Consider the following 14947-nt stretch of genomic DNA (forward strand, 5'->3'; position numbering starts at 1 on the left):
TCGTCTGCAAATGACAAGCTCTTGCCCGAATTGGACCCAACCCGCGCACCGCGAACAACAGAGGATTATCGCGGGTGAATATATGGGTGGTGGGATGTCGTTGCATCTTGAGGGCGTCTATCAGACGGGCGCCGACGCGTTGGACATTGGGCTGTCCGACAGTCTGGTCGTGGCCAATGGTGCCGGAACCTTTGTCATCATGACAAGCGGCATTGCCGGCGGGTTGAGCGTCTACCGTCTGGAGGCCGATGGGCGGCTTTCCCCACATGACACACAAGTCTTTCCGTCGGCGCTGCAAACGGGGTTGGGTGGAACCATCACATTTGCAGAAATCGACGGCGCGCCCGTTGTGTTTATCGGCGGCGACGACAACGAGGCTTGGGGCTATGCATTCGAACCGGACGGACAGATCGGGCCGTTGCACTCCTATGACTGGGCGACGGTGCAGGCCGCCGCCGCGACCGACGCGCCGGGGGCGTTGCAAGCATGGGGCCAATTCTCGGGCGTGACCGGGCTGGCGGCCCAAATGCCCGTTCCAGCCGACAATCTTGTGGCGGTCCACAATCTCGGGGCAGCGCAAACAGGTTATATGCTGTCCCTTGACAGGGCTGCGGGGCAGGTGTTCAGCCACAGCTTCGGGTCGGATGGTGGCTATGTGCAGATCGCGGTCCTTGGCGCGGCAGAAGGGTTGGCGATCAGCAATCCGACCGCGATGGAAATCGCTAATTTCGGCACGAACAGTTTCGCGATTATAGCATCGGCAACCGGCTCTTCGATAAGCGTGGTGGAAGTGGGCCTAGATGGTAGCCTGACGCCGGTCCAGCAACTGATCGACACTGCCAGCACCCGCTTTGCCAACGTGCAGGATCTGACGCTGGTGCAAGACGGCGACCATGTCTTTGTCATGGCAATCGGGGCCGATCACGGCGTTACCGTGTTTCGGCTTTTGCCCGACGGACATCTGGTCTTTCTCGAAACATTCGAAGACGATCTCGGCGGCGCGCTCGACACCCCCACCACCATAAATGCACAGTTTCAGAACGGCATCCTGCATGCGTTCATCGGCACCCAAGACACGGCGGCATTGCTGCACCTGCAATCGGATCAGAGCAATCTTGGGCAGGTTCTAAGCAGTTCGTTACAGGGGGCGGACCTGCTCAGCGGCAGCAATGGCGATGACATACTGCTGGCAGGGTCGGACGCCGACACCCTGACCGGCGGGGCGGGCCATGACATTTTGTCATCAGGCCCCGGCCATAGCACGCTGACGGGGGGCACGGGCAACGATATCTTCGTTATCCGCGCGGAGAGCACACGGGTCGAGATCACCGATTTCCGGCCCGGCCAAGACCGGCTGGACCTGACGGATCTGCCGATGCTGCGCAATCTGGGACAGGTTGAGGTTGCCACGACCACCACGGGCGCGGTCATCCGGTTTCGCGACATGGAAATCGTGATTACTGCACATAATAGCGCCATGCTGTCCCTTGCTGACCTGTTTCCCGACGGATTGTTTGGGGCGGACAGCATGCTCATTATCGCGGGCGAAACCGACCCTGTGCCACCGCCAGATCCACCACCAGATCCGCCGCCGCCCCCCGGCCCGCCGGGTGTGCAGATGGACGGCACCAACACCCATGACAGCCTGCTGGGTGGCGAGGGCGACGATACGTTGAACGGCGCGCGCGGCAATGACACGATTCGCGGTTGGGACGGAAATGACCTGATCGACGGTGGAAATGGCCATGACCGGCTGTGGGGTGGCGCGGGCCAAGACACGATCTATGGCGGGGCACGAAATGACATGATCGGCGGCGGATCAGGAAATGATCTGCTGTATGGCGGCACGGGAAACGATTCGATCTATGGCGGTGCGGGCAATGACACCATTTATGGCGAACAGGATGACACACGGCTGTGGGGCATGAGTGGACATGACCTGATCCACGGCAGCACACTTGGCGGGCGCATTGGCGGCGGCGGCGGGGACGATACCGTCATCGGCGGATCAGGAAATGACACGATCTATGGCGGTGCGGTCATCGGAAACGATAGCATCGACGGCGGCTCCGGCGACGACATGCTCTGGGGCATGGAAGGCGATGACACCCTGATCGGCGGGCTGGGCGACGATTTCCTTGGCGGGGCGCTTGGCAATGACAGGCTGCATGGCGGACCCGGTGACGACACGGTCCGCGGGGCCGAAGGTGCGGATACATTCGTGTTCCTTGACGGCGATGAGACGCTGTTGATCGAGGATTTTTCGTTCGCTGACGGCGACCAACTGGAACTGGACAACACCCTGTGGCAGGCTGGGTTGACGCTGGACCAGATGCTCGGCATCCACGGCACTGTTGCGAATGGCGACATTGTGCTCGATTTCGGCGATGGCGATGTGATCACATTGGCCGGGCTGGCCAATATCGGGCTGTTGGCGGATTACATCACGATCATCTAGCGCCCCGCCATTGACAGCCACGGCGCTTGGCCATAAAGCACCGGCTGCGCAAACCATCCGGTCTGCGCGACTATTGGTGTTGGTGGCTCCCGCAAGGGAAGGCCTGTCACCCGCAACGCGGGGAAGGACAACGCCCTTCATCGCCCGTCAACGGGCACCAAAGAAGGAGATCAGACGGTGACCAAACGCACCTCTGCCAAGTATAAAATTGACCGCCGTATGGGCGAAAACATCTGGGGCCGTGCCAAAAGCCCTGTCAATCGCCGTGATTACGGCCCCGGCCAGCACGGCCAGCGCCGCAAGACCAAGCTGAGCGATTTCGGCATCCAGCTTCGCGCGAAGCAGAAGCTGAAAGGCTATTACGGCGATCTGACCGAAAAGCAGTTCCGCCGCATCTACGGCGAAGCCGAGCGTATCAAGGGCGATACCGGTGAAAACCTTGTCGGCCTGCTGGAACGCCGTCTGGACGCGGTGATCTACCGTGCGAAATTCGTGCCGACCATTTTCGCGGCACGCCAGTTCGTGAACCACGGCCACATCACCGTGAACGGTCAGCGCGTCAACATCCCCAGCTATCGCGTGAAAGAAGGCGACGTTGTTGCCGTGCGCGACAAGTCCAAGCAACTGGCCATCGTGCTGGAAGCTGTCGGGCTGGCAGAGCGCGATGTGCCCGACTATCTGGAAGTGGATCACTCCAAGCTGACGGCGTCGTTCACCCGCACCCCGTCGCTGGCTGATGTGCCCTATGCGGTTCAGATGGAACCGAACCTTGTGGTCGAATTCTACGCGAAGAACTGATCTTCGCCGCACCCGATTTGCGAGAGCCCTGCCCCCGTGGCGGGGCTTTTTGCTATGCAGCCAATCCGGCGGCCCCGGCCAACCCCGCGCCTAACACCACCGCCCATGCGGGCAAGCGCCAGATCTGCAAGGCGACAAAACAGGCCAACGCGAAGCCGAATTGCGCCATCGTATCCACTGCGCTCGTAAAGACAGGGTCATAGAGCGCCGCACCCAGAATCCCGACGACCGCAGCATTCGCCCCCGCCATGCCAGCGCGCACCGCTTTTGCGCCGCGCACCGCCTGCCAGAAGGGCAAGACGCCCACCAACAGCAAAAAACCGGGCGCGAAAACCGCCAGCGTGGCAATCAGGGCTCCTGTCAGCCCGCTCAAACCACCCAGATAGGTCGCAAAGGTGAACAGCGGGCCCGGAATGGCTTGGGCTGCGGCATAGCCCGTCAGAAACGCGCTCTCGGTTATGTGTCCGGGCGCGACCAATTCCGCCTGTAACAGCGGCAAAACAACATGCCCGCCGCCGAACACCAATGCCCCCGCGCGGAACATGCTGTCGGCCAGCGCCAGACCCGCGCCATGGCCCGCCAGCAGCGGCAGACCCAGCAAACCCAGCGCAACCAAGATCAGCGCCGCCCAAGCGACCGGGCGCGCCACCGGGATGTGCAACGCCCCCGCGCTTGTGCCGGTCTCAAGCCGCAGGGCAGCCCCCACCAAACCGCCCACAAGTATAACCGCGACCATCACCCACGGCCCGGACAGCACCGCCAAGGCGACCACCGCAAAAACGGCGACAGTCGCGCGCGACCTGTCAGGGCAGAGCGTGCGGGCCATGCCCAGAACCGCTTGCGCGACCACGGCGACCGCCACAAGCTTCAGGCCCGCAATCACGCCTGACAGCCCTGCCAGCCCCGCGCCCAGCGCAACGGCCAGCATAATCAGCGCAGAGGGCAAGGTGAACCCGACAAAGGCCGCGAGCGCCCCCAACCAGCCCGCGCGCATCAGGCCCAATGCGAACCCGACCTGGCTGGATGCCGGACCGGGCAGGAACTGGCACAGCGCGACCAGTTCCGCATAATCATCGTCGCTTAGCCAGTTGCGCCGCGTGACGAATTCCGCGCGGAAATACCCGATATGCGCGACCGGCCCCCCGAACGAAGTCAGGCCAAGCCGCAAGAATGCGCCGAATACCTCTGCCAGTCGTGTCAAATCCTTGGCCCTTTCCCGACGCAACTGCGCAAGCCGCACGCATATTTGCAAAATATCCAAGAAACAGCTTATCGTGCACGCCGCTTGCATGGAATGCTGCTTTGGCGCAGGCTATCTGTTGTGCATGACATTTCCTTGACTGCAAAAAGGACGTAGCGTGGCCCGCGACCATATCCGCTTTCTGTTGAACGACCGGGAGGTCACGCTGCATGGCGTGGGCGCGACCGATACGCTCTTGGACCATCTGCGGCTAGGCCAGCGCCTGCGCGGCACCAAGGAAGGCTGCGCCGAAGGCGACTGCGGCGCCTGCACGGTGCTTGTCGGGAGGCTGGAGGGTGGCGCGTTGCGCTATCAGCCCGTGAATGCCTGCATCAGGTTTCTGGCGTCTTGCGATGGCTGCCATGTGGTCACGGTGGAACATCTGCGCGGGGCAGATGGCGGCCTGCACCCGGTGCAACGCGCTATGGTGGAGCATCATGGCAGCCAATGCGGGTTCTGCACGCCCGGTTTCGTCATGGCGCTCTATGCGCTGTGGATGGAAACGCCGCATCCGACCGAAGCTCAGGTCGAACGCGCGCTGCAAGGAAATCTGTGCCGTTGCACGGGCTATGCGCCAATCATCCGCGCCGCACTTGCGATGGGCGCGCATGGCACGACCGACCCGCTTTTGGATGAACGCGCACAAGTCGCCGCGCGTCTGGCCGATTGGGCCGACGCCACGCGAGTCGATATGACCAATGGCCAAAGCCGCGCGATCCTGCCTGCTTCGGTGGATGATCTGGCAGATGTGCTGGATCAGCACCTCGACGCGCGCATCGTCGCAGGGGCGACCGATGTCGGCCTGTGGGTCACGAAATTCCTGCGCGATCTGCCGGTGGCGGTGTTCATCGGCCATCTGGACGGCTTACGCTCGGTCACGCAAACCGACGAAGCGCTGCATCTGGGCGCGATTGTCAGCTACGAGGATGCGCGCGCGCCGCTTCTGGCGCATTTCCCGCACATGGCCCGCTACTGGGACCGTATCGCCGGCTGGCAGGTGCGCGCCATGGGCACACTGGGGGGCAACATCGCCAATGGCTCGCCCATCGGGGACACACCGCCGCCGTTTATCGCTTTGGGCGCGCGTTTGGTGCTGCGCAAGGGCCCGACGCGGCGCGAGATTCCGCTAGAGGATTTCTTTCTGGATTACGGCAAGCAGGACCGCACGGCAGGCGAATTTGTCGAAACCATCATCCTGCCCAAACCCACGCAAGGCACGCTGCACGCCACCTATAAGCTGTCGAAACGCCGCGACGAGGATATTTCCGCCGTTGCATTTGGCATGTCTCTGACCGTGGCGGATGGCACCATTACCGATGCGCGTCTGGCCTTCGGCGGCATGGCCGCGACGCCCAAGCGCGCGGCCCACGCAGAAGCGGCGCTGATCGGGCAGGCGTTTACCTTGGATACGCTGCAAGCCGCCGCCCGCGCGTTGCCACAAGACTTCACACCGCTCTCGGACATGCGGGCGAGCGCCGGTTACCGCATGACCGCCGCGCAAAACCTGCTGACGCGCTTCTGGCTGGAACAGTCGGGCGAAGCGGCGGCGTTGGAGGATGTGCAATGAAGGACTCTGATCGCATCACCGGCGCCGCGCATGACAGCGTGATCCACGATTCGGCCATCAAACATGTGACGGGGCGGGCTGAGTACACCGATGACATCACCGAACCCATGGGCTGCCTGCATGCCTATATCGGGACCGCGACCGTGGCCAAGGGGCAGGTAACAGGGCTGGATCTGTCTGCCGTGCGCACGGCCCCCGGCGTGGTTGCGGTGCTGACAGAGGATGACATTCCGGGGCGCAACGACATTTCGCCCACCGGTCTGAACGACGAACCGATCTTTAGCCATAACGTGCAATTCCACGGCCAACCCTTGTTCGCCGTAGTGGCAGAATCCCGCGATCTGGCGCGGCGGGCCTGCACCTTGGCGCGCATCGACTATGACCAAGTGCCCCATGCCACCGACATAGACACCGCCGAAGCCGCCGGATACCCGGACGTGACAGCACCCCTGACGCTGGCGCGCGGCGATGCGGCAAGCGCGTTGGCCAATGCGCCGCACCGCATTCAGGGCCGGATGCGCGTGGGCGGTCAGGACCACATGTATCTGGAAGGGCAGATCGCGCTGGCCATTCCCGGCGAGGATGACGAGATGACCGTCTTCGCCTCGACCCAGCACCCGTCAGAGGCGCAGCACATGGTCGCCCACGCTTTGGGTGTGCCCTTCAATGCCGTGGTGATGAATGTGCGCCGCATGGGGGGCGGGTTTGGCGGCAAGGAAACCCAAATGAACCTGTTTTGCGCGGTAGCCGCTTTGGCCGCGCGCGCAACAGGCCGCGCCGTCAAACTGCGCCCTGACCGCGATCAGGACATGGAGATCACCGGCAAACGCCATGATTTCCGCATCGACTACGATCTGGGGTTTGATGCGGATGGCCGCTTTCTGGCGGTCGATGGCGTGTTCGCCGCGCGCTGCGGCTGGTCGGCGGACCTGTCCGGCCCCGTGACCGACCGCGCGCTGTTTCATGCCGACAACGCCTATTACTACCCCGATGTGCGCCTGCGCTCGCGCCCGATCCAGACCAACACGGTCAGCAATACGGCATTCCGCGGCTTTGGCGGCCCGCAAGGGCTGATCGCGGCAGAGCGGATGATCGAAGAAATCGCCTATGCTTTGGGCCGCGACCCGCTAGAGGTGCGGCGCGCGAATTTCTACCGCGACGGCGCGGATGTGACGCCCTATCACCAGCAGGTGACGGATAATATCCTTACCCGGCTGGTGGATGAGTTGGAGGCGTCTTCGGACTACCAGAACAGACGCCAAAAGGTGCTGGATTTCAACGCACAAGGCGGGGTCATTCGCAAGGGCATTGCGCTGACGCCGGTGAAGTTCGGCATCAGCTTTACCGCCACATGGTATAATCAGGCGGGCGCGTTGGTGCATATCTATTCCGACGGGTCGGTTCACCTGAACCATGGCGGCACGGAAATGGGCCAAGGACTGTTCACCAAGGTCGCGCAAGTGGTGGCAGAGGCGTTTCAGGTGGACCTGTCGCGCATCAAAATCACCAAAACGACCACGGAAAAGGTGCCCAACACATCCGCCACCGCCGCCAGCAGCGGGTCGGACCTGAATGGCATGGCGGCGCTGAACGCGGCAGAGCAGATCAAAGCGCGGTTGGTCGCGTTTGCGGCCGAGAAATGGGGCGTGGCAGAGGACGCGGTGCAATTCCTGCCCGGTCGCGTGGCGGTGGGCGCGGAAATCATGCCGTGGGAGGACTTCATCAAGGCCGCCTATATGGCGCGGGTGCAGCTTTCGGCGGCGGGGTTCTACAAGACCCCGGACATCCATTGGGACCGCACCAAGGGGCAAGGCCGCCCGTTCTATTACTACGCCTATGGCGCGGCGTGCTCCGAGGTCAGCGTGGACACCCTGACGGGAGAGTCCCGAGTCGACCGGGTGGACGTGCTGCACGATGTGGGCCGCTCGTTGAACCCCGCTTTGGACCTTGGACAGGTCGAAGGCGCCTTCGTGCAGGGTATGGGGTGGCTGACGTCAGAGGAACTCGTGTGGGACGACGCGGGACGCCTGCGCACCCACGCGCCCAGCACCTACAAAATCCCGCTCGCCAGCGACCGCCCGCGCGTTTTCAATGTGGCATTGGCCGAATGGTCGGTGAACCCCGAGCGCACGATCAAACGCTCGAAAGCGGTGGGAGAGCCGCCGTTCATGCTGCCCGTGTCGGTGTTCGAAGCGATCGGGATGGCCGTGGCATCGGTGGCTGGCTACCGCGAATGCCCAAGGCTGGACGCACCCGCCACGCCCGAATGCGTGCTGATGGCGGTGGAGCGGTTGCGCGGATGACCATGCGCGACCTGTTGGCAAGCGATGCGCCCTTGGTGCATCTGCGGTTGAGCGCGGTCGATGGGTCTGCCCCGCGCGAAGTTGGGGCGGAAATGCTGGTCGCAGCCCACGCTCAGGCGGGCACCATTGGCGGCGGACAGGTAGAATACCGGGCCATGGCGCGGGCGCGGGACATGCTGGCCCAAGGCATTGCAGAAGACAGCCTGATCATGGCGCTTGGCCCAGAGATCGGCCAATGCTGCGGCGGGCGGGTGACTGTTGCGCTGGCAGTGCTGGACGCGCGCGCCCGCGCCGAGATGCTGATGCGGCTGGACGGCACGCAAAGCCCCTGCGTCATGATCCTTGGTGCGGGCCATGTGGGACGTGCGCTGGCGCAGGTGCTGACCACCCTGCCCTGCCGCATCGTGCTGGTGGATAGCCGGGCCAAGGAATTGGCATTGGCACCGCAGGGCGTGGCCACTCGATTGACGCCACTGCCAGAAGCAGAGATTGCTGATGCGCCCCCCGGAAGCGCGTTCGTGGTGACAACGCACGACCATGGGCTGGATTTTCTACTCACGCTGGCCGCCCTGAAACGGGGCGATGCCGCCTATACAGGCTTGATCGGATCGACCACGAAACGCGCGCGGGTCACCCGTTTCGCGCGCGAAACAGACAATTTTAGCGATCTCTCGGGCCTGACCTGCCCCATCGGCGCGCAAGGCTTGGGCGACAAGCGGCCAGAGGTCATTGCGCTGATGACCGCGCAGGAAATATTCGCCGCGCTCAACCGCACACCTCAAGGAACCCCATGACCCGAACCCTGATCCGTGCGCGGCTGCTGACCTTCCACCGCGAACCGCAAACGCCCGATGATACGGGCGCGTTTACTTATATCGAGGATGGCGCGCTGCTGGTCGAGGGTGGGATGATCCGCGCGATGGGCGGGGCGAGCACGATCAAGGCCGAGGGCGCGCAGATCATTGACCACCGCCCGCATCTGCTGATGCCGGGCTTCATCGACACGCATCTGCATTTTCCGCAAACACAGGTGATTGCAAGCTGGGCCGCCGAGTTGCTGGACTGGCTGAACGACTACACCTTCCCCGAAGAAACCCGCTACGCCGACCCCGCGCTTTGCGCGACGATGGCGGGCGCGTTTCTGGACCGGCTGACGGACCATGGCACCACCACGGCTGTCGCCTATGCGTCGGTACACGCCTCCTCTGCCGACGCGCTGTTCGCAGAGGCGCATAAACGCAACATGCGGCTGATTACCGGCAAGGTGATGATGGACCGCAACGCCCCCGATGCCCTTTGCGACACGCCGCAATCCAGCTATGATGACAGTAAGGCTTTGATCGCGCGCTGGCACGGGGTGGGCCGCTTGGGCTATGCGATCACACCGCGCTTTGCCATCACTTCGACGCCCGCGCAGTTGGAAGCGGCGCAATCGCTGGCCGCAGAGCACCCCGACTGCCACATCCAGACCCATCTGAGCGAGAACCACGCCGAGATTGCGCTGTCGTGCCAGCTTTACCCGGATGCCACGGACTACACTGACATCTATGCCCGCTACGGCCTGCTGCGCGAGAACAGCCTGCTGGGGCATTGCATTCACCTGAGCGACCGCGAGATCTGGGCGCTGGCGGATGCGGGGGCAAAGCCGGTGTTCTGCCCCACCTCGAACCTGTTCCTTGGGTCCGGCCTGTTCAACGACGCGAAGCTGCGGGCGGCGGGGCTGACCAACGGCATTGCGACCGACATCGGCGGCGGCACCAGCTATTCGCTGCTGACCACCTTGGCCGAAGGCTACAAGGTGCTGCAACTGCAAGGCCAGCGGCTACACCCCTACCGCGCTTTTGACTGGATCACGCGCGGCAACGCCGAAGCACTTGGGCTGGCGGACCGCATCGGCACGCTCGACCCAGGTACAGAGGCGGATTTCGTCGTGCTCGATGCCCGCGCCACACAGGCCATGGCGCAACGCATGGACCGCGCACGCGGTCTGGCGGACGAATTGTTCACGCTGCAAGTGATGGGATGCGACCGCGCCGTGGTGCAAACCTATGTGGCCGGGCAACAACAAAAGCCGCTCTGAACGCAAGTTGCGCTTTTTGCTTGGTTTCAGACCGCGAGTTGCGCAAACTCTGCGGCAAGCGCCATGGGGCGCTTTTGTGTAATAGTGCGAGAAACCACATAAGGGAGCGAACCATGGGACGTCGCGATGAGCTGATTAACCGCTACGCCGCCGATTTGCGCGACAAATGCGGGGTCACGCCCGATATGGACCTGCTGCGCAAGGTGACAATCGGGTGCGGGCCATCCATCTACAACGCCGATGCCAGCACCGTCGCCGGGTCGCAGGAACACGAGCTGGACACCGTGCGCAAGAATTTCCTGGTCAAGAAACTGGGGCTGGCCGACGGGCCGGAACTGGGCAAGGCCATCGACGCCGTGATCGAACAATATGGCCGGTCCGAGCGCAACAAGTATCGGGCCGTGATTTACTATCTTCTGACCAAGCATTTCGGCAAGGAAGCGGTCTACGGCTAGGCGAGTAGCGCCAATTTTAGCTTTTTTCCGCCTTGTGCCAGTCAGGCGACTGGGCGAATATGTCGGCTCTGGTCAGGACGACCGGGCTACCATCCTCTCGTGACGTGAAGGGCACGCGGGTGAGAATTGGGGCCCCGGTTGTGATCGGGGCCCCTCTGCAATTGTTCCGGTGCAGATGTTCGAGGATCCTGTCGCGTTCGCGCCCAAGTAACACCTTTATTACACCATTTTATCTTTGCACGCTGGCGGGTATTGAATGCCGCGACAGCGGAGCGCTTGAATTCACGCTCCGCGCGGCCCACATTCTGACCATGCTCGGCGTGCACGCGCCGACCAGAAAAAGGATATATCAGGTGACTGAATTGAGCAGCTTTCCCGTCTTGCCCCTGCGCGACATGGTCGTGTTCCCGCATATGGTCGTGCCCCTGTTTGTCGGGCGCGATAAATCCGTGCGCGCGCTCGAAACCGTCATGGCGGATGACAAGCAAATCCTGCTCGCATCCCAGAAGGATCACACGCAGGAAGACCCGGCAAGCGACGACATCTTTAGTGTCGGCGTGCTGGCGAATGTGCTGCAATTGCTGAAATTGCCCGATGGCACCGTCAAGGTGCTGGTCGAAGGCCAGCGCCGCGTGCGTATCACCGAATTCGTGCGCGAAGACGGGTATTTCGAGGCGAAAATCGCCGAAATGCCTGATACGGACGCCGAGCCGAAAGAGATTGCCGCCCTGATGCGCTCTGTCCAGAACGAATTTGAGCGCTACGCGAAGGTCCGCAAGAACATCCCGGACGAGGCGCTGGCCGCGATTGCCGATACGACCGATGCGGCAACACTTGCAGACCTTGCTGCCGGCCATCTGGGGTCAGCAGTAGACAAGAAGCAGGCGATCCTGGAAATGACCGCGCTGTCAGCGCGACTGGAAGAGATTTACGCCCAGATGCAGGGCGAATTGTCGGTCTTGCAGGTGGAACGCAAGATCAAGACGCGTGTCAAAAGCCAGATGGAGCGGACGCAGCGCGAATATTACCTGAATGAGCAGATGAAGGCCATTCAGAAGGAATTGGGCGATGGTGAGGACGGCCAGAACGAACTGGCCGAACTGGAAGCCAAGATCGCGGCCACCAAGTTTTCCAAGGAAGCGCGCGACAAGGCCGAAGCCGAGCTGAAAAAGCTGAAAAACATGTCCCCCATGTCGGCCGAAGCGACTGTTGTGCGCAACTATCTGGATTGGATGTTGTCCATTCCGTGGGGCGTGAAAACACGCGTCAAAAAGGATCTTGGCCGCGCTCAGAAGGTGCTGGATGAGGATCACTACAGTCTGGACAAGGTCAAGGAACGGATCGTCGAGTATCTGGCCGTGCAATCGCGCTCGGCCAAGCTGAAAGGCCCGATCATGTGCCTTGTCGGCCCACCCGGGGTGGGCAAAACCAGCCTTGGACGCTCTGTCGCACGGGCCACGGGGCGTGAGTTCATTCGCATCAGTCTGGGCGGTGTGCGCGACGAATCTGAAATTCGTGGCCACCGGCGCACCTATATCGGGTCAATGCCCGGCAAGATCATTCAGGCGCTGAAAAAGGCCAAAACGACCAACCCGCTTATCCTGCTCGATGAAATTGACAAGATGGGGCAAGACTTCCGCGGTGACCCGGCATCGGCCATGCTGGAGGTGCTGGACCCGGAACAGAACGGTACGTTCGTGGACCATTATCTGGAGGTGGAATATGACCTGTCGAACATCATGTTCCTGACCACCGCCAACAGCTACAACATGCCGGGGCCGCTGCTGGACCGGATGGAGGTGATTCCTCTGTCCGGCTACACAGAGGATGAAAAACTGGAGATCGCCCGCTCGCACCTGCTGCCCAAATCGGTCAAGAACCACGGGCTGAAACGCGGCGAATTGACGATATCCGACAACGCGATCACGCAGGCCATCCGCCTGTATACCCGCGAGGCCGGGGTGCGGAACCTGGAGCGCGAATTGAACAAGATCGCGCGCAAGGCCGTGACGAATATCGTCAAGAAAGAGACCGACAAGGTCATCGTCGCGCGGGACAATCTGGAAGATTTCCTTGGCGTGCCACGCTACCGTTTCGGCTCTGCCGAGAGTGAGGACCAGATCGGCGTTGTCACCGGGCTGGCCTGGACTCAGGTCGGCGGCGAATTGTTGCAGATCGAAGCGTTGCGCCTGCCCGGCAAGGGCCGGATGAAGACCACCGGCAAGCTGGGCGACGTGATGAAAGAATCGATCGACGCCGCCAGCTCTTTCGTGCGCTCCATCGCGCCCGAAATCGGGGTCCAGCCACCCCGGTTTGACGCGCTGGATATTCATGTCCACGTCCCGGAGGGGGCAACCCCCAAGGACGGGCCCAGCGCGGGCGTTGGGATGGTCACATCCATCGTCTCGGTTCTGACGCAAATTCCGGTGCGCAAGAATGTCGCCATGACGGGCGAGGTCACACTGCGCGGGAACGTGCTGGCCATTGGCGGGCTGAAAGAAAAGCTTTTGGCGGCGCTTCGTGGTGGCATCGACACTGTGCTGATCCCACAGGAAAACGCCAAGGATTTGCCGGAAATTCCCGACAATGTGAAAGAGGGTCTGGCGATCATCCCCGTGAGTCATGTGAGCGAAGTGCTGAAACACGCGCTGGTGCGTATGCCCGAGCCGGTGGAGTGGGATGCCGAGGCCGACGAGGCCGCGCGCCTTGCGCGCATGTCCTCCAAGCCGGAAGAGGCAAGCAACCGCCCGGCCCATTAAGAACCCCGTCTGCCCCGTGACACCGCGGGGCAGACAGGCCCCGAAAAGGGCTTGCGCTGCCTGTGCGCGGGCGCTATCAGGCCGGACGTGGGGCGATTAGCTCAGCGGTAGAGCGCTTCGTTCACATCGAAGATGTCAGCGGTTCAAATCCGTTATCGCCCACCATCACTTCCCCAACAGAAACAAAACGACCCTTGTTTTGCAGGGGCCGTTACGTTCTTTTGTCACAAGATGAGTCTGTAATGGCTGGCGCACAACGATACCTCTTGAACCGAAATGGACGATTCTTCGCCCGGCTAGTCGTTCCGAGAGACCTCCGGTCGGTCGTTGGTAAATCAGAGTTGCGCACCCCGCTTGGTTCTGATCGCAGCACTGCAATAAAGCGGCTACCGGGCGCGGTGGCGCAGCTCCAGCATAAGATTGCGTTGGGCGAAAGGAAGCTCTCTCCCGCCAACGTGACGCCTGACTTCGCCCGCTATCCTTTGGCCCCCGATCAGATCGCAATTAGCCATTATGAGCAGCGCCTCGCATTTGACGACCAGATACGCGACAGCCCTGACTACGCCAGGGTATCGTCCATCGGCATCAATGATCTCTATGTCGAACAGCTGCAGGCAGGAGTCGCTGGCCGTTTGTTTGACAAGCAACTTGCCGAGTTGATTGGCGCGCAAATTGAGAGGTTCCGTGCTATCGGTAATGTTGATGCTACGCTTGGTTCAGACGAATGGCGCACCATTGCAAGAGCGCTGTGCATTGCAGAACTGGAGGCGCTTGCATGCGTTGTCGAGCGTGACGAAGGTGATTTTACAGGCCAGCCCTCCGCTCCGTTACTGGTGAATGCACAAAGTCCCAAAAATGAACCTGACCCTGTGAGCCTGTCCAAGCTTTGGGAAGGCTACATTAAAGCTCGCATCGCGGCAGGGTTCATGAAGGATGGCGGGAAGCGAATGCGCCCAATCATTGCCAGCCTCCAAAAGTTTCTTGGGCACAATGATGCGAAAAGAGTGGCGAAGAAGAACATAGTCGATTGGCGCGATCAATTATTGACAGAACTTTCCGCCAAAACCGTTTCAGATATGTATCTGTCGGCCGCCCGGTCCGTATTCTCATGGGCCTGTGAGAATGAGTACCTCACCGAAAATCCCGCTGCGAAAATAACATATACTCCGAGTCCTGCAGAAGCCGAATTTGTTGACTTGACTGCTGGGTTTGGAACGATTCAGCTATTGCTTATGATCCGCCCTGACTTTCTTTCCTCACCAGCCCGCCTCGAGCTTGAGGCTTGCG

10 protein-coding genes and 1 tRNA gene are annotated in these 14947 nt (G+C 61.7%); 10 read left to right on the forward strand and 1 reads right to left on the reverse strand.

The window, feature by feature from the left end; all coding sequences use genetic code 11:
* Positions 1-94: 94 nt before the first annotated feature.
* Together ROE7235_RS06650 and rpsD are read left to right on the forward strand one after the other, a co-directional pair.
* Positions 95-2458, forward strand: a complete 2364-nt coding sequence (locus ROE7235_RS06650; protein ID WP_183073360.1) for a calcium-binding protein — start codon at positions 95-97, stop codon at positions 2456-2458.
* A gap of 177 nt (positions 2459-2635) precedes the next feature.
* Positions 2636-3256 (forward strand): 30S ribosomal protein S4, encoded by a 621-nt coding sequence (gene rpsD / locus ROE7235_RS06655; RefSeq protein ID WP_121093881.1) that lies wholly within the window; start codon positions 2636-2638, stop codon positions 3254-3256.
* A gap of 52 nt (positions 3257-3308) precedes the next feature.
* Here the strand turns inward: rpsD and chrA are convergent, their stop codons facing one another.
* Entirely contained in the window at positions 3309-4457 is a 1149-nt protein-coding gene (chrA, locus tag ROE7235_RS06660; RefSeq protein ID WP_245963892.1) for a chromate efflux transporter, read from the reverse strand.
* Between the two features lie 157 nt (positions 4458-4614).
* On the opposite strand from chrA, the gene xdhA reads away from it, so the two are divergent.
* The 8 genes from xdhA to ROE7235_RS20110 all read left to right on the forward strand — a co-directional run.
* Positions 4615-6063, forward strand: coding sequence for a xanthine dehydrogenase small subunit (gene xdhA, locus ROE7235_RS06665; RefSeq protein ID WP_121093883.1), 1449 nt, complete (start codon positions 4615-4617; stop codon positions 6061-6063).
* A complete protein-coding gene (gene xdhB / locus ROE7235_RS06670; RefSeq protein WP_121093884.1) occupies positions 6060-8366 on the forward strand; it encodes a xanthine dehydrogenase molybdopterin binding subunit in 2307 nt (768 codons plus the stop codon). The genes xdhA and xdhB overlap by 4 nt, the downstream gene beginning before the upstream one ends.
* Positions 8363-9160, forward strand: coding sequence for a xanthine dehydrogenase accessory protein XdhC (xdhC, locus tag ROE7235_RS06675; protein WP_245963893.1), 798 nt, complete (start codon positions 8363-8365; stop codon positions 9158-9160). The genes xdhB and xdhC overlap by 4 nt, the downstream gene beginning before the upstream one ends.
* Positions 9157-10446 carry a guanine deaminase gene (gene guaD, locus ROE7235_RS06680; RefSeq protein WP_121093885.1) on the forward strand — a complete coding sequence of 430 codons (1290 nt, stop codon included), beginning with the start codon at positions 9157-9159 and terminating at the stop codon, positions 10444-10446. The genes xdhC and guaD overlap by 4 nt, the downstream gene beginning before the upstream one ends.
* A 113-nt stretch (positions 10447-10559) precedes the next feature.
* Positions 10560-10901 carry a DUF2853 family protein gene (locus tag ROE7235_RS06685; protein ID WP_121093886.1) on the forward strand — a complete coding sequence of 114 codons (342 nt, stop codon included), beginning with the start codon at positions 10560-10562 and terminating at the stop codon, positions 10899-10901.
* A gap of 395 nt (positions 10902-11296) precedes the next feature.
* Positions 11297-13660: an endopeptidase La gene (gene lon / locus ROE7235_RS06690; protein ID WP_370743513.1), complete on the forward strand. Its 2364-nt coding sequence runs from the start codon at positions 11297-11299 to the stop codon at positions 13658-13660.
* A 90-nt stretch (positions 13661-13750) separates the two neighbouring features.
* Positions 13751-13825, forward strand: a tRNA-Val gene (locus ROE7235_RS06695).
* Positions 13826-13902: 77 nt separating this feature from the next.
* Positions 13903-14947, forward strand: a 1045-nt coding sequence (locus ROE7235_RS20110) for a DUF6538 domain-containing protein (RefSeq protein WP_370743508.1), incomplete at its 3' end; no start/stop codon positions are given.

The sequence above is a fragment of the Roseinatronobacter ekhonensis genome (assembly GCF_900499075.1).
GTDB classification, from domain to species: domain Bacteria; phylum Pseudomonadota; class Alphaproteobacteria; order Rhodobacterales; family Rhodobacteraceae; genus Roseinatronobacter; species Roseinatronobacter ekhonensis.